This is a genomic window from Neobacillus driksii (assembly GCF_013409995.1).
In the GTDB taxonomy this organism is placed as follows: Bacteria; Bacillota; Bacilli; order Bacillales; family Cytobacillaceae; genus Neobacillus; species Neobacillus driksii.
The window spans coordinates 202,456-224,048 of sequence record NZ_JACCBX010000007.1 but is presented as its reverse complement, the minus strand read 5'-3'; the positions used below and the strand labels follow the sequence as shown (position 1 = coordinate 224,048).

Annotated in this window: 24 protein-coding genes; 6 read left to right on the top strand and 18 right to left on the bottom strand. The window is 37.7% G+C overall.

The genetic code is table 11. The features are described 5' to 3' along the window. Position 1 precedes the first annotated feature (1 nt). The 4 genes from galU to F4694_RS17220 form a co-directional block, all read right to left on the bottom strand. Positions 2–907: a UTP--glucose-1-phosphate uridylyltransferase GalU gene (gene galU, locus F4694_RS17235; protein ID WP_179600171.1), complete on the bottom strand. Its 906-nt coding sequence runs from the start codon at positions 905–907 to the stop codon at positions 2–4. 142 nt (positions 908–1,049) lie between these two features. After that, entirely contained in the window at positions 1,050–1,826 is a 777-nt protein-coding gene (locus F4694_RS17230) for a HipA family kinase (protein WP_179600169.1), read from the bottom strand. Beyond that, positions 1,823–2,929, bottom strand: coding sequence for a glycosyltransferase family 4 protein (locus F4694_RS17225; protein ID WP_179600167.1), 1,107 nt, complete (start codon positions 2,927–2,929; stop codon positions 1,823–1,825). The genes F4694_RS17230 and F4694_RS17225 overlap by 4 nt, the downstream gene beginning before the upstream one ends. Positions 2,930–3,002: 73 nt before the next feature. Further along, entirely contained in the window at positions 3,003–4,088 is a 1,086-nt protein-coding gene (locus F4694_RS17220; protein ID WP_257029281.1) for a hypothetical protein, read from the bottom strand. Between the two features lie 502 nt (positions 4,089–4,590). Between F4694_RS17220 and F4694_RS17215 the strand changes: the two genes are divergently transcribed. Beyond that, positions 4,591–5,859 (top strand): MFS transporter, encoded by a 1,269-nt coding sequence (locus F4694_RS17215; RefSeq protein ID WP_179600165.1) that lies wholly within the window; start codon positions 4,591–4,593, stop codon positions 5,857–5,859. Between the two features lie 50 nt (positions 5,860–5,909). Here F4694_RS17215 and F4694_RS17210 read toward each other — a convergent pair whose 3' ends face one another. After that, on the bottom strand, positions 5,910–6,950 hold the full coding sequence (locus F4694_RS17210; protein WP_179600163.1) for an ATP-grasp domain-containing protein: 1,041 nt from the start codon (positions 6,948–6,950) through the stop codon (positions 5,910–5,912). A 189-nt stretch (positions 6,951–7,139) separates the two neighbouring features. Here F4694_RS17210 and F4694_RS17205 point away from each other — a divergent pair, with 189 nt between their 5' ends. After that, positions 7,140–7,817: an SOS response-associated peptidase gene (locus tag F4694_RS17205; RefSeq protein WP_179600161.1), complete on the top strand. Its 678-nt coding sequence runs from the start codon at positions 7,140–7,142 to the stop codon at positions 7,815–7,817. A gap of 42 nt (positions 7,818–7,859) precedes the next feature. Here the strand turns inward: F4694_RS17205 and F4694_RS17200 are convergent, their stop codons facing one another. Beyond that, positions 7,860–8,354 carry a flavodoxin domain-containing protein gene (locus tag F4694_RS17200; RefSeq protein ID WP_179600158.1) on the bottom strand — a complete coding sequence of 165 codons (495 nt, stop codon included), beginning with the start codon at positions 8,352–8,354 and terminating at the stop codon, positions 7,860–7,862. Positions 8,355–8,583: 229 nt separating this feature from the next. On the opposite strand from F4694_RS17200, the gene F4694_RS17195 reads away from it, so the two are divergent. Continuing rightward, the gene (locus F4694_RS17195; RefSeq protein ID WP_218895710.1) at positions 8,584–10,677 is read left to right on the top strand and encodes a hypothetical protein; all 2,094 of its coding nucleotides are present in this window, start codon (positions 8,584–8,586) and stop codon (positions 10,675–10,677) included. Positions 10,678–10,706: 29 nt separating this feature from the next. Here the strand turns inward: F4694_RS17195 and F4694_RS17190 are convergent, their stop codons facing one another. From F4694_RS17190 to F4694_RS17175, 4 genes are all read right to left on the bottom strand, one after another. Then, positions 10,707–11,375 carry a YfjL-like protein gene (locus F4694_RS17190; protein WP_459426303.1) on the bottom strand — a complete coding sequence of 223 codons (669 nt, stop codon included), beginning with the start codon at positions 11,373–11,375 and terminating at the stop codon, positions 10,707–10,709. A gap of 118 nt (positions 11,376–11,493) precedes the next feature. Continuing rightward, positions 11,494–11,841 (bottom strand): metal-sensitive transcriptional regulator, encoded by a 348-nt coding sequence (locus F4694_RS17185; RefSeq protein WP_306458485.1) that lies wholly within the window; start codon positions 11,839–11,841, stop codon positions 11,494–11,496. Between the two features lie 91 nt (positions 11,842–11,932). Beyond that, positions 11,933–12,673 (bottom strand): GTP pyrophosphokinase, encoded by a 741-nt coding sequence (locus tag F4694_RS17180; RefSeq protein ID WP_179600155.1) that lies wholly within the window; start codon positions 12,671–12,673, stop codon positions 11,933–11,935. Between the two features lie 28 nt (positions 12,674–12,701). Next, complete coding sequence (locus F4694_RS17175) at positions 12,702–13,361, bottom strand: TetR/AcrR family transcriptional regulator (protein WP_179600153.1); 660 nt, start codon at positions 13,359–13,361, stop codon at positions 12,702–12,704. A gap of 260 nt (positions 13,362–13,621) precedes the next feature. Here F4694_RS17175 and F4694_RS17170 point away from each other — a divergent pair, with 260 nt between their 5' ends. Then, entirely contained in the window at positions 13,622–13,783 is a 162-nt protein-coding gene (locus tag F4694_RS17170) for a hypothetical protein (RefSeq protein WP_165979054.1), read from the top strand. 63 nt (positions 13,784–13,846) lie between these two features. Here the strand turns inward: F4694_RS17170 and F4694_RS31785 are convergent, their stop codons facing one another. Then, a complete protein-coding gene (locus tag F4694_RS31785; protein ID WP_218895708.1) occupies positions 13,847–13,990 on the bottom strand; it encodes a hypothetical protein in 144 nt (47 codons plus the stop codon). 70 nt (positions 13,991–14,060) lie between these two features. On the opposite strand from F4694_RS31785, the gene F4694_RS17165 reads away from it, so the two are divergent. Continuing rightward, positions 14,061–14,231 (top strand): hypothetical protein, encoded by a 171-nt coding sequence (locus F4694_RS17165; protein ID WP_218895707.1) that lies wholly within the window; start codon positions 14,061–14,063, stop codon positions 14,229–14,231. A gap of 38 nt (positions 14,232–14,269) precedes the next feature. Here F4694_RS17165 and F4694_RS17160 read toward each other — a convergent pair whose 3' ends face one another. The 6 genes from F4694_RS17160 to F4694_RS17135 form a co-directional block, all read right to left on the bottom strand. Beyond that, on the bottom strand, positions 14,270–15,007 hold the full coding sequence (locus F4694_RS17160) for a protein-glutamine gamma-glutamyltransferase (protein WP_179600151.1): 738 nt from the start codon (positions 15,005–15,007) through the stop codon (positions 14,270–14,272). A 109-nt stretch (positions 15,008–15,116) separates the two neighbouring features. Further along, a complete protein-coding gene (locus F4694_RS17155) occupies positions 15,117–15,371 on the bottom strand; it encodes a hypothetical protein (protein WP_179600149.1) in 255 nt (84 codons plus the stop codon). A gap of 152 nt (positions 15,372–15,523) precedes the next feature. Next, positions 15,524–16,315 carry a PKD domain-containing protein gene (locus F4694_RS17150; RefSeq protein WP_179600147.1) on the bottom strand — a complete coding sequence of 264 codons (792 nt, stop codon included), beginning with the start codon at positions 16,313–16,315 and terminating at the stop codon, positions 15,524–15,526. A gap of 339 nt (positions 16,316–16,654) precedes the next feature. Beyond that, a complete protein-coding gene (locus F4694_RS32840) occupies positions 16,655–17,662 on the bottom strand; it encodes a copper resistance D family protein (protein WP_218895706.1) in 1,008 nt (335 codons plus the stop codon). Positions 17,663–18,053: 391 nt separating this feature from the next. Continuing rightward, a complete protein-coding gene (locus tag F4694_RS17140; protein ID WP_179600143.1) occupies positions 18,054–19,367 on the bottom strand; it encodes a hemolysin family protein in 1,314 nt (437 codons plus the stop codon). 61 nt (positions 19,368–19,428) lie between these two features. Next, positions 19,429–19,842, bottom strand: a complete 414-nt coding sequence (locus F4694_RS17135) for a MerR family transcriptional regulator (protein ID WP_179600141.1) — start codon at positions 19,840–19,842, stop codon at positions 19,429–19,431. Between the two features lie 176 nt (positions 19,843–20,018). Between F4694_RS17135 and F4694_RS17130 the strand changes: the two genes are divergently transcribed. Further along, positions 20,019–20,567 carry a DUF3231 family protein gene (locus F4694_RS17130; protein ID WP_179600139.1) on the top strand — a complete coding sequence of 183 codons (549 nt, stop codon included), beginning with the start codon at positions 20,019–20,021 and terminating at the stop codon, positions 20,565–20,567. Positions 20,568–20,609: 42 nt separating this feature from the next. On the opposite strand, the gene F4694_RS17125 is transcribed toward F4694_RS17130, so the two are convergent. Beyond that, positions 20,610–21,545, bottom strand: coding sequence for a manganese-dependent inorganic pyrophosphatase (locus F4694_RS17125; protein WP_179600137.1), 936 nt, complete (start codon positions 21,543–21,545; stop codon positions 20,610–20,612). Positions 21,546–21,593 lie beyond the last annotated feature (48 nt).

Here is a 21,593-nt window from a genome sequence, read left to right as displayed (position 1 = left end):
ATCAATCAATCTCTCTCTTACTATTTTCAAAGGTTTCTTTCTTAGTAACTTCTTGCAAATAGGCTAACACTGATTCTCTAATATCCTCGCGGCTTAATGCGAAATCAATGGTTGCCTTTATAAAGCCAATTTTATCTCCAATATCATAGCGGCTGCCGTCAAAATTATAGGCAAAGACGGCCTGATGTTTATTCAGTTCATTGATGGCATCTGTCAGCTGTAATTCGTCCCCTCGACCTAAAGGAATTCTCTCCAAAATCTCAAAAATCTTCGGGCTAAGGACATAACGTCCCATAATCGCATATCTTGAAGGCGCCTCTTCTATACTGGGTTTTTCTATTAACGAGTCAATATGGAATAAGTCCGACTCAATCATCGTTCCTTTGGGTTTAATAATTCCATATTTGCTGACATCTTCGTCTTTTACCGTCTGTACGGCAACAACGGAACTATTATAATATTCAAAAACATCTATGACCTGCTTTAGACAGGGAATATCCGACATGACGATATCATCTCCAAGTAAAACTGCGAATGGTTCGTCGCCAATGACGCTTTTCGCACAAAGAATAGCATGTCCTAGCCCTTTCGGCTCTTTTTGACGGACATAAACGATATTTACTAAGTTTGATATCTTTTGAACATCTGCTAACATATCAAGTTTGTTCTTTTTAAAAAGTGTATCCTCTAGTTCATACGATTTATCGAAATGATCCTCGATGGACCTTTTTCCTCTGCCGATGATGATGATAATTTCCTCAATACCGGAAGCCACGGCTTCTTCAACGATATATTGAATGGTTGGCTTATCAACAATCGGCAGCATTTCTTTTGGCTGTGCTTTCGTTGCTGGCAAAAATCGAGTACCGAGGCCAGCTGCTGGTATAATGGCCTTACGGATTTTCATATGCTGCCTCCTTTCCTTTTCCCCTTTATCCTTTATATGCAAAGGGACAAACTCCGGTCACGTTAGTAACCTATTAAAATCGTTTTTTTAAAAGGACATTTTCTATAAAATAAAACTCCCTTCACAAAGATAGCCAAGGGAGTCATTCTTCTTGTTCATGTATCGGCCGATAAACACGTTTAATAAACCTTTCCATCAATTTTTTGAGTATTCTTTTACGGCGTGTGTGCAGTGTAGTAACAATCGCTTTTCTTTCTTCACTCGTAACCTGCCAATCTTCAGGAATAACTGCTACAATTTCTTCTATTAAATGAATGGGCAGCGTTTGAATGATTTCTAGCTGCTCGTAAAACTCCTGCTCATTCTCGATAAAACAGGCCATAATTTGATGGGTTGTACTCTTTAGAATCGTTATCGGCAGTGTTTCAATATCCTGCAGTGTCCAGTTATAGGAAGCGAACACTTCGGCATGATCGATGATCCGCAAACGATAGGAGTATGGTGTGTCGTCGCATAGAATGATATTTTTCCGTGTTCGATCACGATTGCACAGCCAGTAATCAAATAAAATAATACCTGCTAGATTTTCTTTGTTTGTAATAGCTGGAACTTCGGTCACTTGATGTCCATCAAAACAGTCTGGAACGTAAAGACTTGCAAATTGAAACTGTGTGTGCATCATTTGCGAGAGTTCAGGGTATTGTGAGGAAAACTCCTGGGGGATTTCTACTAATTTGGCAAAAGGTATGGGCAGTCCAAGGTAACGTGCAAGGCAATAGCCGACCCATTCGTTCGCCAGCGTTTTTTCAAATCCAGGCTGGAAATATTTTACGACATAGTCCCGACCATCATTAAATGTTATTAAGTGAGCATTCGATTTTCCTTCTAGTGTTTTCTTGTATGCAACTGGTTTAATCATTCTCCATTCACCTCATCGGAGTCGATTCTGCCTATTTTTTTCAAAAGATGGACATATTGTTCTGCCACAACTTCTATCGCAAATTTTTCATGGACGCGTTCGATTGCTGCCTTTGACATTTGTTCATGAAGGCTGGGATCATCCAAAATAACCGATAGCTGATTTACTGTATCTTCTACGTTTTGACCACGAAATAGCAGTCCGTGTTCACCGTGGAGGACCAATTCTGTGACTGGCATCATATTCGATGCCACTACAGGTACCCCGCATACCATCGACTCAATAAAGGTATTTCCAAACGATTCGGTCTTCGTAGTGGCAAGCGTACAGCCGCCTGATTGGCGAATTTTCGCATAAACATGCGGCATTTGCTGATAGGGTATCACCGGAAACCACTTAACTATGTCTGTGAGCTGTTCCTCCTGCCATTTTGCTGCGAATTCCTCCCGCTGCACACTTTGGGCACCGCCAATCACCCAAAACTCGATATCATCACGCTGATTTTTCATGAGTTTTGCCACTTCTAATAGCATTTGCCAGTTTTTACGTTTGTCCAATCTGCCAATCCAGCCAATAATTTTCTTACTGTTAGGGAGGATCGGGTCACTATCAAAATTTATCTCTTTACACGTTAATGCACGGTAAAATGACGTATCGATGCCATTGTAAATGACATGTATCGGAATCTCGTCCGTTAGGATTGAAACTAATCGTTTTTGATAGTGTGATGGAACAATGATCGCTTCGGGCTCAATTCCTCGGAATGATTTTAAATGAGGCCTAAGCTTAATCAGTTCCGGGGTGCGTGCCTCTACCAATACCGGTCCTCGATAGTTTGCTTTCTTAAGCCATTTAAAAGCAGCACCAGTGTCAACGACAATGATGGCGTCATAGCTGTTGTTTTTAATTATTTTGATAATCTCCTGTTCATCCTTTGTCAAATAAACGGGGGCCACATCTTCCATAATATGAAGCCCGCCGTGATCGGTAGTATATAAAAACTCTGTATCAATTCCATGCTTTTTAAAATAATTCGAGCGATTACGCCAGCCGGCATTCACCCCGCCAACCGTCAGCAGACGCCAGATTACTAATACTTTCATGATGGTTTCTCCTCGTTTTCATTAGGCTCCTCCTCAACCCTGTTAGGTCTCTATGTTCAACCCTTAATGTCGTTTAACGACGTTTTTTATCCTTGCCTTTTTTCTTGTCTCGCTTCTCATCATAGCGGTGTCGGGTCTCGTATCTATCTCCTGCGAAGTATCTGCCACCCTTTCCGCCTTTAGCACCTTTACTACGACGCCCTCTATCGCCCTCGAAGCTTTTCCCCCTTCTGGAGTCACGAACTTCCTTGGAGTTTCGCTCTCCTTCAAAACGTCTTTCACCCTCATAACCGCTATCACCTTCTGGATGTCCTGACTCAAAACTTTGCTCGAGTTTGTCCCAATGTGCATCGATTTTTTCCATTACTTTTTCCGGATCTACTCCACGTGCAAGCATTGCTTTCACCCATTCTTCCTTGAAAACCTTGTGCACTAATCCTTGCAGCTTGATCACATAGTTTTTCTCGTCTGCAGTTGTCAACAGGCTGTTACTTAGATCTTTAACCTTATTCTTATCCGGTTTCTGCGGGAGAAGTAACGCCGTTATTTGTCGAGAAATTTCCTCCATACGGATATAGTGGAGCCATTCCCCGTATAATTCCGGTGCCATTTCTTGTACATGTGCCATAAAGATTGCTTTATTTTCTTCCCCTAAGGAAGTCAATAATTTACGTGGATATGGATAGACACGATCACGCCAAATCGTTCTTGCTACGTCAATTACCTTTAAACTGCCGTCAGGCTGCAGATAAATTTGACGCTTATGATGGTCAATTCTCTCATATCCAATTTCTTTAAACGTGATTAGCATTTCAATTAATTTTGCAGAAAGTGCCTGTGTTAATGGCTGTGATTGTAAATACTCGCGTAGATCAACACCCCTGATAATTTCCATCACTATATAGAGAGGACCTTTCCCATAGAGCTTTGGAAATAGAGTGGTCTGCTGCCCAAGGGATAAAGCATAATATTCGCGATCGCAATCCTCTGTATTCCCGAACACCTTTACACAGATGTCGTCCGAAATTTGAAAAACTGCACCTTGGCGTCCTTTTCCCATCATAACCAATGGTGAGTTATTCACTACTTCCACATCGGCATTAACCATGTTTGTTACTTTAATGTTTTGCATCCATTGCTCTAAATTCTGAATATTCATATATTCACTCCTTCCTTTTCAAATTGGCAGCTTGATTCATGTAATTAACTTGGCAGCATCCTGGACATTCACCTGCTTGTCTTAACTAAAGACCTCGTAAATACCGCCTACTATAATAAATTCAATTGGGACATAAATTGTAAAGGCACTTAACTATAAAAAGAAAATATATTATTTTTCAAAACGAGTTAATGGATAATAACTATTATCAAAATCGACAGAAATACATCTTACAGGTTAAAATTATAGAAAAAATTAACAATATAGCCAGTTATTTATTGTACAATTGGAATAGGAGATAAACTCTATTGGGAGGTTTTCATCGAGTGTCTTAGCAAGCGCGCTAAAACTTACAGTCAATACGTGCTTATATTAGCCAATGCTAAAGGGAAGATAAATAATTGAAAGGCCAATTGTAAAAGATGTGTTGGCTCCGCATATATTTATATAAAAGACAGAAATCATTTAGAAACTTTATACACCTAAATAGGAGGAACGCTCTATGAGTCGTTTGACGAAGCAAGAAAAGAGCTGGGTTTTTTATGATTGGGCGAATTCTGCATACTCCATCTTAATTACAACCGCTATTTTTCCTTTATATTTTAAAGCAGCAGCAGATGGTGCAGGTCTGGCTGGTTCTACCTCTACTGCATATTTGGGGTATGCGAATTCCTTTGGGACTCTGCTTGTTTCTATTTGTGCACCGATTTTAGGAACCATTGGGGATTTTAGAGGCTTAAAGAAGAGATTATTTACCTTTTTTGTGATTCTGGGGATTGCTTTTACTGCACTACTGGCCGTGGTCCCAAGCAACCAATGGCTTATTCTCTTAATTTGTTATGTTATTACTGTCATTGGTTTTGGAGGAGCCAATATATTTTATGACGCCTTTCTGGTGGATGTTACGAGTGAAGAACGAATGAATAAGGTATCCGCCCGTGGGTTTGCGATGGGTTATATCGGAAGTACCATCCCTTTCATCATTGGCATTGCTCTGATTCTATTATCACAGCAAGAGATACTGCCCTTGTCTGTAACCGTCGCAACGCAAATTGCCTTTGCGATCACTGCTATTTGGTGGGGAACCTTTACGATTCCAATGTTAAAAAATGTTCAACAGGTATATTACGTCGAGAGAGTGGCAAATCCGGTTTCTATCAGCTTTAAAAAGGTTTTCCAAACACTTAAACGGATTAAGGCTTACCGTCCTTTATTTCTTTTCCTTATAGCTTATTTCTTTTATATTGATGGGGTCCATACGATAATTACTATGTCTACAGCGTATGGAACGGATCTTGGGATTTCATCCACAAACCTGTTAATCATTCTATTTGCCACTCAAGTGATTGCAGCTCCGTTTGCGATGTTGTATGGTAAATTAGCGGATAAATTCACAGGTAAAAGAATGTTATTAGTTGGCATTTTTATTTATATCATAATCTGTATTTATGCTTATTTTATGAAAACCACCTTAGATTTCTGGATTTTAGCAATGCTTGTTGGTTCTTCCCAAGGCGGGATTCAGGCTTTAAGCCGTTCTTATTTTGCTAAGTTAGTACCGAAGGAAAATGCAAATGAGTTTTTTGGATTCTATAATATTTTTTATAAATTCGCCTCGATCCTTGGACCAGCTTTAGTCGGTTTCACCGCCCAAATCACTGGTAATACAAACGCTGGCGTATTTAGCTTAGTTATATTATTTATTCTAGGCGGCGCCGTTTTAATGCGCGTGCCAGAAACAACTGAAAAAATCCAAGCATTTCCTAAATAACAAACATAGCAAATAACGCCTTGGGAACTCCCCTAAGGCGTTGTTTACTATCATGCAAAAAGATCTTTATCGAGAATCATTTCCTTCTCGAGATGACTTGCTCTAATACCAAATCTAGGTTTTAGTTGGCCAATTTCTTCACCCAGTAATAGTTTAATTCCCAGGTATGGAAGGTTAAGACCTGTTAAGCAGCTAAAATGCATTCCTCCGCTCATTCGCGGATTAATTTCAAGCAGCTTAGGAACACCTTGATTATATTTCACCTGGATATTAAAGAGGTACGGTATATGATAATGCTGGTGAAACCTTTGTGCCAGTTGAATAAGCTCATGATGATCAATGATTTCTCTTATTCTTCCCTCCCCTTTCATCCTTGGAATTGCGGCATACAACTGCTCTGTCGATGCAACACAGTCAATACTGAATTCCGGACCGTCTAAATACTCTAACACCATTAAATCTGGGAAAACCTCTTGCTGACTTAGGATTTCACAGGCATAGTGATACGGGAGGCGGCGGCTGCTCGCCCTCCTAAAAAGCTGGTCAATACTTTCTATTTTATCTTCAATGATGCGAAACCCAGTGGCGCCTTCACCAACAACGGGTTTAAAACAAACTGTGTGCCCTTTGGCCCGTAAACTTTCATAAGCTAATTTGAAATCATTAATATTATTGACGACGTAAAAATCCGGTATTGCTACAAGTTCAGCCCCATTTTCTTCCTTCTGCAGGATCGAGTGATAGGCTGCTGCCTTATTATCCAATGTTTCCATTAAATCAGAATCTGGACATACCAGCACTTTGACACCGATTTTTTCAAAATCAGCGAGCCTTTTTGAAATCAAGACATTTTCTTTTCTTGGAATGAAAATATCAATCTTATGCTTCCGACAAAACGCAAGACAAAACTCAATATATTCCTCACCAGATACGGTGGGTTCTGTAAAGGCATAATCACAATACTGCAAATAGAGAGCGTCCATATTTGAATGCGTTCCAAATATTTCAAACCTGCGCCCCTCATCATTCGAACGAATCAGCTCCATAAAATGTGTAACAGTCGTAAACCACCTATTAAACCAAATCCTCATACGTTACCTCTTTCTCGTTGAAATTCTAAAAACCTTACCCATTATTCGCCAATAAACTACATTTTATACATTTTACTTGCTGTAACTATGAATAAATTGGGGTAAAATGTATAAATGGTGACAGGCACCAAAAGAGGCACCAAAAGGGGCAGCAAATAAATGGCTGCTCCACAAAGGAGGGTGTTAGGGATGTGCGGAAGGTTTACGTTGACTGCAACGGTTGATCAGTTGATTGACCGGTTTGATATTGAGTTTTTTCTTCAGGAGGAGGAATATAATCCTAGTTATAATGTGGCTCCTTCTCAGTCGGTGTTAGCTGTGATTAATGATGGTGCTCGTAATAAGATGGGGTTTTTACGCTGGGGGTTAATTCCGCCGTGGGCGAAGGATATGTCGATTGGTTATAAAATGATTAATGCGCGCGCTGAGACCTTAACAGACAAACCTAGCTTTCGAAATGCTTATAAGAAAAAACGATGCTTGATTCTGGCTGATAGTTTTTATGAATGGAAGAGGCTTGATAGTAAAAACAAAATTCCAATGCGGATAAAACTAAAATCGAATGAATTATTTTCAATGGCTGGTCTTTGGGAAAACTGGAAATCCCCAGAGGGAAAATCAATCTACTCATGCTCTGTTATAACCACCAGTCCTAATGAGTTAGTGCAAGATATTCACGACCGGATGCCTGTAATATTAAATCCAGAAGATGAAAAGTACTGGCTCGATCCTTCTATTACAGACACAACTAAGCTTAACCCATTGCTTAAACCGCTCGATCATACTTTGATGGAAGCTTATGAAGTGAGCCCACTGGTTAATTCACCAAAAAACAATTCCATAGAACTGATACAAAAAATCTGTTAATATTACAAAATGCCTGACCCATAAAAATGGGTCAGGCATTTATTATACAAGTGAAAGGGTTGTATTAATTTTCATAACAAAGGACATGATGGCAGTCGTATCTAAATTCGATGTGTCCACTGTAACACCACTAACCTTCTTCACAATTTGCCTTTCAATAAAGTTCATTCTACTGACAAGGAATTCTCCGCCAAAAATCCCATTAGCGATTGATATCCTTCTCAATTCCTCAGGGAATGCCTTGTCAAATTGTTCAAGGGCTGTTTCTCCATCGTGCCAGCAGCAAAGGAAAAGACCCAATTTCTTTGTTAACAGTTCTTCAAAATGCTTACCGATAAAATGCTTTATTTTCCCTTGGATACTTCCGGCATGGATCGAGCCTCCGATGATTACGAAGTCATAATCGCCTACAGCAAAAGTAATCTTATCCCGTTTCAAATCAACTGCCAGAACTTCTCCTTCCATCCACTCACTCACCATTTGGACAGCTTTTTCTGTTGTGCCATGAGATGAGCAATAAACAATCAATGTCTTCATAAATCATCCTACCCTCCATGGAAATTTATTACATCGTATACGAACAAGTTATACTGTCGACTTTATGTTGTCTTACTATCATTATAAAGCAGCATGAATCAATATCCCGAAAAAATATTGGCAATATTTCTACAATTCAACTTCCTTCACAAGCAAACCAAGTGGTCACACCAAATTCTAAGAATTGGAATAAAATAGTTAGAACAAATAAATGATCAGAGGTGATAAAATGAATTCCATTACCCTGCCAATGATCTTATCTGGACCAATCGTTCGAAGAGCAGAACCTACTCAAATAACCATTTGGATTGCGACAAGTAAAAGATGCCGAATTCATGCGAAGATTTATCGTATCACTTCAGATAAGGATTCTAATTCTTTTGATTATCATGTTATCCAAGCGAAATGTGAGACGAATATGATTCGGATGGGTAAACAACTGTTTATTCATTTGATACAACTCTCCCCTCATCAGGATACTTTCCCAACCAATATGTTACTCGGATACAATATCCATTTTAAACGAGGCTCTGAACTTCATGACCTAAAATCCCTAGGACTATTATCAAAGAATGATCCAGATTCCATCACCTACGGCAGCCTTGACTATCCTACCCTTTTCCTCAACAGCTCTTCAGAACACGCCAATGTCCTTTATGGCTCATGTCGGAAACCTCATGGAGATGATGAAGATACACTCTCCACTGCGGACCTATTGCTAGAAAAGGAATATCATAATTTGCTAGTTCGTCCAAGCACATTATTTCTGATGGGAGACCAAATCTATGCAGATGATGTTGCCGACCCATTGATTCCTGTAATTACTAAACTAAGCGATGAATTAATCGGTGCGAGAGAGCCCCTCGAATTAATCGATGAGAGGCTAAAACAGGAGCCTTTCCAAACAGCATTGAACCAAATCAACGGCCGGCAATATATTATGGAGAATTTTTGCCATTTTACTTCTTCCCATGCAAGCAACCACCTAATGACATTCGGAGAGTATGCAGCAATGTATCTGCTCGCATGGAGCCCGCAACTATGGGAAACTGCCCAAGAATATACACTCTTTGAACACTACGATGACTGTGTCAAAAAAAATCAGATGTATTTTGTGTTTCCAAAAGAAGAGCGATATGCAAAGGAAAACAAAAACGAGGAGCTTCGGCTAACGAATCGTTTTACTGAGCAGCAGGAGACACTGATATCTTTTCAGCATTCTCTTTATCGTATACGACGACTTCTTGCAAACATACCCACTTACATGATGTTCGATGACCATGATATTACCGATGATTGGAATCTATCCTTTAAGTGGAAAGAAAATGTTAGAAACTCAGCCTTAGGAAGTCATGTAATCGCCAATGGATTATCTGCTTATTGGGCTTTTCAAGGATGGGGTAATGCGCCACAATCCTATGATGATAAATTCCTATGGTTGATGAAAACTTATTTTAAATTGCTGAGTAATGGAAAAATCATGACGTATCAACCAGAGTGGAAAGACACCCTATGGAACTTTGATACTTGGCATTTTGTTGCCCCGACAAATCCAAAAGCACTCTTCCTGAACACACGGACACAAAGGGAATACAACATGGAACCAAGACCGGAGAAGTTTGGGCAACTCATCGAGGAATCTATCTGGGCTCCGCAGTTGATTAGTAAAAAAGGCTGGGAGCGTGTAACCAGCACTCTGTTTAATACCGGATGGAAAAGCGGCAGCCCTTTAATCATCGTTTCGGCTACACCCCTTTATGGAATGGGTCTTATTGAAACGTTTTTACATGATTATATTTATCCGTTAAGAGTATTGGGAGTAAATGTGAATACTAGGTTTGATTTTGAAGCGTGGAAGTATAATGGAAAAGGGTTTACTGAATTCCTCAATCAGGTGGCAGCTTGGAAACCGAGCAGGTGTATTATTTTATCTGGAGATGTTCATTATGCCTCTGCTGTTAAAGCTGCTGTTTCCTTTAAAAATGGGCAAAAACTAACAATTAACCAATTTACAAGTTCTCCATTGAAAAATATGAGCTTCGGTGGTTTATGGGGTATTTTAATGAAACAAATAATGGCCCTTAAAGCTATAAAAAGAAAAAACAACGAAATTCATCGTGTTTGCACCCCTTCCTATTTCATTAAGGAAGTCAGTAAAGGGAATAACTCAAACAGTTATTTATGGAAGGATATCGTAAATTATCAAACATTAGAAAATCATTCGATTATGGAAACCAATAACAACCTCGGCTTACTCAAGATTAGAAGGAGATCATTAAACAACAATCTACTGAATCATCATCACAAATTGTTACAACCATGAAAAATAGTGCTCCACGATAAGTGGCAGCACTATTTTTCAAAGATTTTTCCCTTGTCCGTTATAAAAAAGACCTTCGCTTGTTCATTCATCTCGTTTTCGTAATATCTTACTTCCATTAGTACAGGAAAATCCTCCTCCTGTAAAAATTGACTAAGCCTTTTCATTTTTAGGATTTCGTTTTGTTGATTTACTTGTGTCCAATTTGCTTTTATATCAATCGGAATGGAGGTGGAGACAATCGAAACGTTTGCTTCTTGATAGGTAGGAATATTCGGACCCAAGAATTCCCCTTTGTCCTTAATTTGAAGTACTTTAAACCTTCCTTCATTTAGATTTGGAAATAGTTTTTTTATTTGTGCTTTAAGATTGGCTGCTAATTCACTATCCCACATAACTTTTGGATAATTATCGGAATAGCCAAGAGGGGCATCTTTATCTTGCTCAATAATAAATAAGAGGTTTGGGTACTCTTTAGGATAGGCATATCCTTGGTAAGATTCACTTAGAAAATTGTAGCTCATTTTCGTTACGACAAATTCATTATGATATTTTTCAGTAATGTATCTTTGCATCTTTGTTTCATGTTTTTGTTTTCCCCACGGTGTCCCGTAAAACACAGTATAAGCGTAAAAACTAAAAGCCAGTATTATTCCAGCAAATACCATAAGAATTATTTTCGTCGCCCTTATATCCCTCACCTCAATAGTTTTCAGAATATTATAACTATAATATTCTTCATATATTTTCTTATTCCTTCTAGCAAAGTACTTTAATAGGAATAAAAAAAGACGTACAAAAAGTACGACTTAGGCTCTACTATTTCTTCATTAATTTTTGAATGGTTACGAGGACCTCGTCTAAAACCTCATTGTCCCCTTCTTGTATTCTCTCAATTACACACGTTTTCAGATGACCTTCTAACAAGAGTTTTGCAACACTATTCAATGCTGATTGAGTCGCTGAAATTTGCGTAATAACATCATCACAATAGGTGTCCTTTTCGATCATTCCTTTAATTCCGCGAATTTGACCTTCAATTCGATTGAGCCTTGTAACAAGGTTACTCTTCACCTTATCAGAATGATGGCTTTTACGGTGGCTGCCTGGAGCCGCACAGCAGGAGTCATCATTCATTTCTTCCTCATTTTCATGGTCAAAAGACATTCCATCACCTCATTTTTTAAAATTATTATATCATACCCCCGTACCCTAAAGCGATATAGGAAAGAAGCCTATTTATAAAATAGGCTTACTGCTACTTAATCCCCAGTTGATTTTCCATAAACGTTTCTAAAAGTTTAAGTTTGTTACTCCCGCTTCCAATCGGAAGGATAAATGTATCTTCAGTCTCTTCTGCTCTCTTCATTTTTGCTATTTCTTTATGAATACCTTCCATTTTCCGATCCAAATGTGCAGCCATATCAGCACTTTCTTTTAATTCATCAAGCATCTTCTGCGGAATTTCTTTATTGTATTTATAATAAATTTTATGTTCTAAGCTTGCCCAAAAATCCATTGCAATGGTACGGATTTGAATCTCAACCGAAATTTGCTCCTCACGGTCAGACATAAAAATTGGTATTTCAACAATCATATGCAGACTTTGATAACCATTGGGTTTTGGATTTTTTATATAATCCTTATATTCTATAATCCGAATATCTTTTTGATTGGCAATCATCCGGCTTATTTCATAAATATCGGAAATAAATGAGCAGGTAATCCTCATTCCGGCTATGTCCTTAATAGTTGTTTTAATACTATCTAATGTAAAGTCACATTGCTTTCTCTGCACTTTTCTAAAAATACTTTCTGGTGATTTTAATCGTGAATTTATGTGTTCTATTGGATTATAATCATGAATATAATTAAATTCATCTTTAAGTATATTAATTTTTGTCGTCATCTCATCGAGAGCAAATTTATAGGCCATCATAAACCGAGTCAGTTCAATTTTTATTGCTTTCAAATTATTCAAATCAAGGGTCTTTTCCATTCCTTGCGATTACATCCTTTCATATTCCTTACTCTTTTTCTACTATAGATACTTCTGATTGTAAATTTTTGATCACTTCTGGTGGAAAAATTAAGCGGCAAATCACTTTTGCGACTTCACGATAATCTGTCACAATCCCACATTGTTTCACTTTTTCAGGGGCATGCTCGGCCAATGTCATCAGCGACCATGTTACTGTGTTAAGATCCAAATCTTTCCAAGTTAATCCCTTCGCATATGCCTTAGTTAATCCTGAAAGAATTCTAGTAAAAATTTTTCGTTTCGCCGCTGCTAATACCTCAGCAAATTCAGTATCCTTAGCCAGTAATTCTGGAAGCACCCGCTGCATTCCCATTTCCTTAATCCGTTTATCATGTGCTTCTAAGAGGGAAGCCAACGTGCTTTCCGGATCAGATACACCCAATTTTGGTTCAGGCGGCATTAACATCTCGATTTGATCCTCTAACAGAGACATTAATAGCTGTCGTTTATCCGAAAAGTACCGATAAAAAGTACCGGTTGCTACCCCTGCATTTGCTGCAATTTCCTTTGCCGTTGTATGTTCATATCCTTTTAAAATAAATAATTCATGACCACTTTTTAGCAGCAAATCCCTCTTTAGTTGGGCACGTTCCTGCTTAGGTATTAATGGAAACTCACCCACCAACTGGTCTTCTCGGTCTGACATTTTTCTCACCTCGACACTATTATACCACAAAACATAAATATTGAACCCCAGTTCATGTTTCCATTGACAGAATCTCTTAATCATGTAATACTTGAACTATAGTTCATGTTATTTCCACCCTTGTTCACACCCCTTGGCATTGGTTGTAAATAACATGAACAAATTATTTATTTTTTGTATTTTCGAGACTTTTTACTCGCTTTTTTTGTTTTTATTCATATATAATATTTTATAATTAACTTTGGAAGGTGTTGATTAATATGGCAAATCAATCTGATAAAAAAGATATCTCAATCAACTCAAGTGTTTCACTAAAGGGAATTGTAAAAGCCATTTTCAACGATACCGTACACGTGCAAATCGGTGGTAAAATTATTACTTTACCAAAAGCTGATTTCATGTTAGATAAATCTATGAATTAATAAAGAAATACATTTAGAAAGCCCATTGCAGACTAAGCAATGGGCTTTCTTTTGTAGGGAAAATTACATTACAAGCTCATAATGGAAGGATATGGCTCCTATTTTAAGAACCTGTGAGATATATTCACGAGTATCCATGTCAGCAAAGCTGACAGCTAGATATGGCGTTTTTTCGACTTTGTAAGGAAAAATCTGCAGTGTTATCATTAGTACTGCATTAACAATAAGCCGAAATGAACGGCAAAAACCGGAGGGATTCATTATCCATTATTTGAAAATGAAGTATACAAATGAAATGGAAAAAGGTCTGCTGAGTGCACATGGAGTTTGTTATGAAGTCTATAAACGTAAATTAGATGTGAGAATGGAAGTTGAAAAACGGCGTGAGCTGGACCACCTGTTATGTAAACAGCTGTACGCACATTTTGATGGAAAACTACACGGTTGATATATAAGAGGAGCCTCCCTATGGAAGCTCCTTACTCTTTATCGTAACAAGATAATGGTTTTATAATTTGGTCTTGTTATCATGCGCATAAGATAAGCAGATTCATCAGCGTTTACTTTTCTCTTTCCGTTTAAAAAGTTAATAATAGCCTTAGAATCTCTTATTCCAACTCCATGCCCATAGAATTTATCATGACCAACAAAGATTACATTTTCTGCCCTCCACCACGGCTGCTTCGGGTTAAAATCAGGATTTTTAAAATGTAAAACATCCCCAATGAGGAAATCCTCTCCATCTTTTTGGTAAACCGGGAGATCCTCGTCAAATTGCCAATCCATTAAGTATAGACGTCTAAAATACGTATTAAATGCCCTTGGTCCAATCGTATACAAGGCAGCAATGTATAAAACAATGGCAATCGCGGTCGCACATTCAAAGGCATAGTGCTCACCATTTTTCACGATATCTTCGATTCCCTCTGAAGGGTTTATTCCCTCTCGTAAAAGAAACCCTCCGTTTGGTAATCGATACCAGTATTTTCTGTTAGGAAAGGAATACGCGAAGGTCGTAAATTTGGCACCGCTCTTCTCTAATGCCGTTGCTGCTTTAACAGTATTTACTCTAAATAATAATTCAAATTTTAGCTGCTGTATGGATTCATAGTGATAAATCACAGGGTAACTAGCCATTTGTTTTATAATCACCTTTTGCTCGGTGCTTGTAATGTCTTTACTAAGGTCCTCAGGCTTGACAATTCGGCCATTTAAACTAATCATTTGATACCTCCTTTTTACACCATATGACTCTGTTCCTAGTTACATGCAGATGCATTACAAGAAAAAAGCCAGAATCCTCTGTATTAAGGACCTGACTCCAAATGATTGCTTATTTTCTTTTTATAAAATGAACGATCATCCCGCCAACAAAGCTGCCAATTGCCGTTACTCCAAAAATCATAAAATACAGCCGCTCAGCTAGGTCTGCCATCCCATCAGCTGGAAAAAACTCAGCCTTAGTATAGATAACAATTGCAAATAAAAATAATACTGTGGCAGGAACCCAAACAATCCAGTTTGGATTCATCTTTATTAATAAAAACGGGATAAACAACCCAATTAAAAATAAAATTAAGAAAAACATAGCTACCCTTCCTTTCGGAAATATATCGGTTACTTATTTGACGATTAATTCTAATAAGTGTTACGTGTCCAACATGACATAATAACGTATTTGAAAATAAAAAGAGCTGGAAGGTATAGATTAATCTGTACCCATCCAGCTTTTTGTTTTTATTAGCGAACCACTTGTACCGGAATATTATTCAACTCTCCACCTGAGCTCGACTTAAGATATATTGTTTCTCCTCGTAAAAACCCTTGGCTTGTTCCCCTGAATCTCCAATTTCCTAGCTCATCAACTACTGCTGTTCCAATCTTTTTTCCACCATTGGTTCTAAATATATCGATTGTAACTAGAGGCCCAAAAACATCCGTAGTACCAATAATATTCCACCTGCCAGTACGTGTACTATACGTTGGTGATGGCCCTACAGTTAAAATATCTTTCTCTGAGTTTATAGTTACCTGGTCTGTTTTAGTTTGCCCGTCAGCTGCTGTTACTTCTAGTTCAAAGACTAATGATTCAAGCTTTTTCGGAAATACGAAAGTTGGTTTAACTGTATTAGCATTATTTAATGTGATCTTCGTACCGGATACTTGTGTCCACTTATAAGATTGTGCTCGAACAGAACTACTGCCATCTAATGTTACAGTTGATCCTTGTTTTACTGTTTTTTCTGTTCCGCCATCCGCTATTGGAGGCTCCTGTGCCTGTTCTATTACTGTTACTATGATGAAAGCTTTTGCTTCACCACCAGGTCCAGTTAATGTTACCTCAAATTTATAGTTACCAGCTTCCATTGCTTCGAAAGAGGCATTTAGTGTGTTACTATTTCGTAACTCAGCCACTGGTGGTCCTCCCACTTGTGTCCATAAAACCTTAGTTACTTCACCACCAGTATTTTTCGCATCCAGTTTGACCGTATCACCGGCTGTTACTGCTATTTCAGATTGAACAGTTAACAACTGGTACTGTCGCTACTCCTGTTGCATTACCTTCTACCAGGCCCTTTAGTGGATTTGACTTTATCTAAAGCCAGCGCGTATTCTAATTCGGTTGAATGAATGATAAAAAAAACCGAAAGAGATACAACTGAAAATAGAACTAGAAAACTAAAAAATAATAAATAAGACATATTCCACTTCAAACTTTGTACCCCTTTCACACTTCCGAATAGTATGTAAGTCATAGGTCCAAACTGCTATAAAATTTTATATGAACAGTTCAAAATTTATATACCTTCTTTCATTCACACTTACATTTAATCTGGGAAAAATGAAAAACAGAGCTGCCCTGTCAACTGCTCATATAATAGGATATAGCACACAAGAAAACATGAGTCCTAAGTATAAAGTTAGAATAAAGCAAGCCCCCAATACCGTCGCAAAAACTGGGTTCATCCTTTTATATCTCAAAATTATTAACATCAAAAATAACAAGGCTGCTGTAATTAATACGATCGATAAGAGTGTTGGAGCAAATTCAATTTCTATAGGTACAAGTATATTTTTTGCTAAAAGCCAATCAATCCAAGTCGGAGCTGAAGCTAATTGCACATCGTAAGCAATTTCATCAGAAGGTGGCAATGTGCCTAAAACCGCAGTAAAGTAGAAGACTAATAAAAGGATAAAAGTTTCAGATTTTAACCATGTACGGGGTTCATAATGAGAGAATGTAGAAGCTTTTCTAGAAAGAATGCTGTTTATGATAGCGAAGATCAAAACAGGAATAATACTTATATGTTTCAACAATAACAATCTGCCGTAAGGTGTTGCCCAGCCATTTATATACTCTGTAGGTTTTTCAATGGTGGACATAATGACAAACCCTGTCGCAAAAATGTTAATCATACAGACTATGGCAAGAGGCGTAAACCATTGTAAAAACTCAGACCAATTTTCCTTATCTTTTGAAAACCACGAGACATGAAGCAGGACCCCCACCCAAATGGCTACCATTAGAAAGTGAGTGGTATGAGAGAATATCCCCACCACAAACGATTTAGAAGAAACATGACTGGCATACCCTATTGCCATGACCATCAAAACAATCCAGAAAGCCTGTATGTATTTAGAGCGCTCCAGATAAAAGGTTAACCACAAGAATATGGAAAACACAGTGATAAACAACCAGCCCTGCCCGAGTTGGGTCGTCAATAGAACCGAGTTGGCAGCATCCGCAAATCCGACTTTATCATTAAAAAACAAAATTAAGGACAATACTGGAACAAACGTAAAGATAATAATTCCAAGAGTGCTGATAAGCAATAATGATTTAGGGAAGTGAATCATTGGTTTTTTCGATGATGGCACAAATTGCAAAACAACAAATCCAACTAATATGCAAAAAAATAAATAATTACAAAAATCTGCAATGTGGGTTAATAGGTCCATGGCGATGGTTTCTTCCTCAAAAGTAGTAATCGATTGCCTAACACTACTAATAAACTAAAAATCATCAGACTGAATTTTTTCAAGATGCTCCCCCTTCCGATTATAGATAATACTATTCATCGGATACTATTAATAGCACTATTTACCTATAAATAATAGTACTTTGGTAGTAATACTATTACACTAAACAGTAAGTGATAACTACCAAAATCCCTATATGAATTGTTCGACAAATACCACCAACCATCACCATTCATATAAGTTTTTCCTCAAAAAAACCCTCTTGCCTTTAAGACAAGAAGGGTAAGAATTAAGCGATAGATTCTTCATGCTTTATTAATTTTACAATTTCTAATAATTTAATATGGTAACCATCAATTTCAAGAACCTTAAATTCATAATCACCATAGTTGACTTTATCACCTTCGACTACATCCATTTTTTCAGAAAGAATCCATCCGCCAATCGTATCCATTTCATCATCGTGAATATCTAGTCCAAATAAGTCGTTTACTTCGTCAATTAGTACTTTCCCGTCCACAACCGTTTTATGTTCGCTAATTTTGTTGATTTCTGGTACTTCATCTTCGTCGAATTCATCGCGAATTTCTCCGACAATCTCTTCCAGAATATCTTCAACTGTCACTAATCCGGCTGTACCGCCATATTCATCCATTAAAATAGCCATATGAACGCGTTCTTTTTGCATTTTAACCAATAGGTCATGGATGGCAATCGATTCGATCACCTGGATTACTGGACGAGTATATTCTTCAATAGAAGTCTCAAGGTTTTTACCACTGATATAATCAGTCAATACTTCTTTCATGTTCAGCATACCGACAATGTTATCTTTTTCACCATCAATAACCGGATATCTTGTATAGTTTTCTGCTTTCACAATTTCCAAGCATTCCGCTAATGTTTGCGATTTGTCAAAAGCAACTATTTCTGTACGAGGAACCATAATTTCTTTTGCAATACGATCGTCAAATTCAAAAATATTGTTCACGTATTTGTATTCAGACTGATTGATTTCACCGCTTTTGTAGCTCTCAGAGATAATTAATTGTAGTTCTTCCTCTGAGTGTGCATCTTCATGTTCTGAAGCAGGCTTCAAACCAAAGATTCCAACAATGATACGAGCAGAACCATTTAATGTTTTAATAAACGGATACATGATTTTATAAAAGATAATCATAGGTTTAGCAAAAAGTAATGTAACGGCTTCAGCCTTATTAATGGCAATTGTTTTTGGCGCTAATTCACCGACTACAACGTGCAAAAAGGTAACCGATGCAAAAGCAATCACAAAGGATAAAATTCCTGCTGCGGATTCAGGTATGTTCAAATGAGTGAACAATGGGTGTAGTATATGTTCAACGGTCGGTTCACCCAGCCAACCTAATCCTAAAGCAGTAACAGTAATACCTAATTGACATGCAGATAAATATTCATCTAAATTTGTTATAATTTTCTTAGCCGCAATTGCTTTTTTATTACCTTCTGATACGAGCTGATCAATTCGTGTACTACGGATTTTTACAATGGCAAATTCGAAGGACACGAAGAATGCCGTAAACGCAATTAAAATAGCAATTACAATCAAGTTTATAATGGTCAATGGTCTCCTTACTAAAAACTTATAGTAAGGAATACACCTCCTGGTTTTTGTAAATGTGAGTTTAACTTAATAACAATAATAAGGTTTGAGCTAATGGAACACCTTGAGAAGAAAGTTTATTTCTCACCATTTCTTTCTGGCTGCCGTTTAGTTTATCGAGAACGGGTTCAATGGCTTCAATTTCTTCCTTTAGGTGCCGCATTAGAACCCCAATCTGTTCAAAATGCTTTTCTACTTTTTGTCTGTCAAGACAGTTTTCATCCTTAATTAATTCAATTGAAGATTTAATCTCTTCAAGCGGCATATTAAGATTTTTGTAGTGTTCAATTAAGTTCATGATTTTAATACAATCTTCTCCGTACAATCGATAATTTGATTCTGTCCGAATAGGGTTTAGTAAGCCTATTTGGGTGTAATAATCGATTGTTCTTTTGGAGATTTTCATTAATTTCGCTAACTCGCCGATACGATACAACTTCCCAACTTACTCACCCCTTTCTATTATTATATAATATTATCATAAACAAAACTGTACAGTCAACGTAGTAGTTTTGTCTATCTATTACTTCCAGTCCTATCGGTTTTTCCAATACACGCGCATGGAAATATATGTAAATAGTCAAACTATGTACACGTGAATGGAGGTTCATTATGACCAATGTATTTGAATCGATGAAAGACCTATTTACCCCTCAAGCAGCTGATCAACAGCAAAATCCACTTCATGTTGGCGAGGTGACTCATGCGTGGGTATTGCTTACATTGATAGAAGAAGGGTTAACGGTTTATCAGCAAAGCTTAAACACAACCAAGGATGATGAATTAATTCATGCTTTAAGAAATGGCCAACAGGCTGCTACAGATATTGCAGAGCAGTTACGTACTTTTTTAAGAAAAGAAGGTATACCCCTGCCGCCTGCGTCTGAGGATAAACCTTTATCGGATCCCGATGCCATTCCTTTAGGAGTAAAACATACGGACGAAGAACTAGCTAATTTAACCTCTGCAAAAATTTCTGCTGAAATTACCCTGCTTGGCCAAGCATTAGCGGTTTGCGTACGAGATGATATCTGTAAATTGTTCTTTGAAATCCAGTATGAGATATTTAAATTCGGTTGCAGCTTAAAAAAGTTAATGAGTAAGCGAGGCTGGCTCAAAATCCCGCCTTATTACTATCCACCTGGATATTCGGAAAAATAATATGAAAAACCGTTCCTATTTAAATAAGAACGGTTTTCTTTATTATATTCCTTGATTAAAGATATCAGTCAGAACTGGAACGATTTGTTTCTTACGGGAAACAACGCCCTTTAGAACAGCGGTATTATTCTCTAAGGTAACATTGTATGCTTTTTCAACTGCATTGGTTTTACTTCCTAATGCTAAACCAACAGAGTCATTTGTTAAGATATCTGTTACGACGAATAAGAATAAGTCCAGGTTCTTTTCTTCAATATTTTTTGTAATCGCAGCTTCTAACTCTTCTTGGCGAGCTAGAACTTCAGCAGTATCTACTGCGTTTACTTGAGCGATTTCTACCTTGCTTGAACCCATTTCGAATTCTTTTGCATCAAGTGAAATTAATTGTTCAATTGTCTTGTCACTTAAATCCGCTCCAGCTTTTAGCATTTCTAAGCCATAGCTTTCTGCATCGACACCGGCAATTTCAGCTAATTCTTTTGCAGCCGCGATATCTTCAGGTGTGCAAGTTGGGGATTTAAACAGCAATGAATCGGAAATAATCGCTGAAAGCATAAGTCCAGCAATTTCCTTTTTGATTTCCTTGCCATTTTCTTTGTACATTTTATTTAAGATTGTTGCTGTACAGCCCACTGGCTCACAACGATAGTACAAAGGATCACTTGTTTCGAAGTTAGCGATACGGTGGTGATCGATTACTTCTAGGACACGTACATCTGCGATATCATTGGCGCTTTGCTGACGCTCATTGTGGTCAACTAAAATAACCGAGTTTACTTCAGAAGCTACATTTTCAACTAAGCGTGGTACCTCAGCTTTGAACGTGTCCAAAGCATATTGTGTTTCACCATTTACGCTGCCTAAACGGACTGGTTCTACGTCCATTCCAAGTTGTTTTTTCAAATCTGCATAAGCAATTGCAGAACAAATCGTATCTGTGTCAGGGTTTTTGTGACCAAATATAAGTACTTTTTCCATTAATAAAACTCCTAATCGTGTAAAATTATGTAGGACAAATTGTTGACC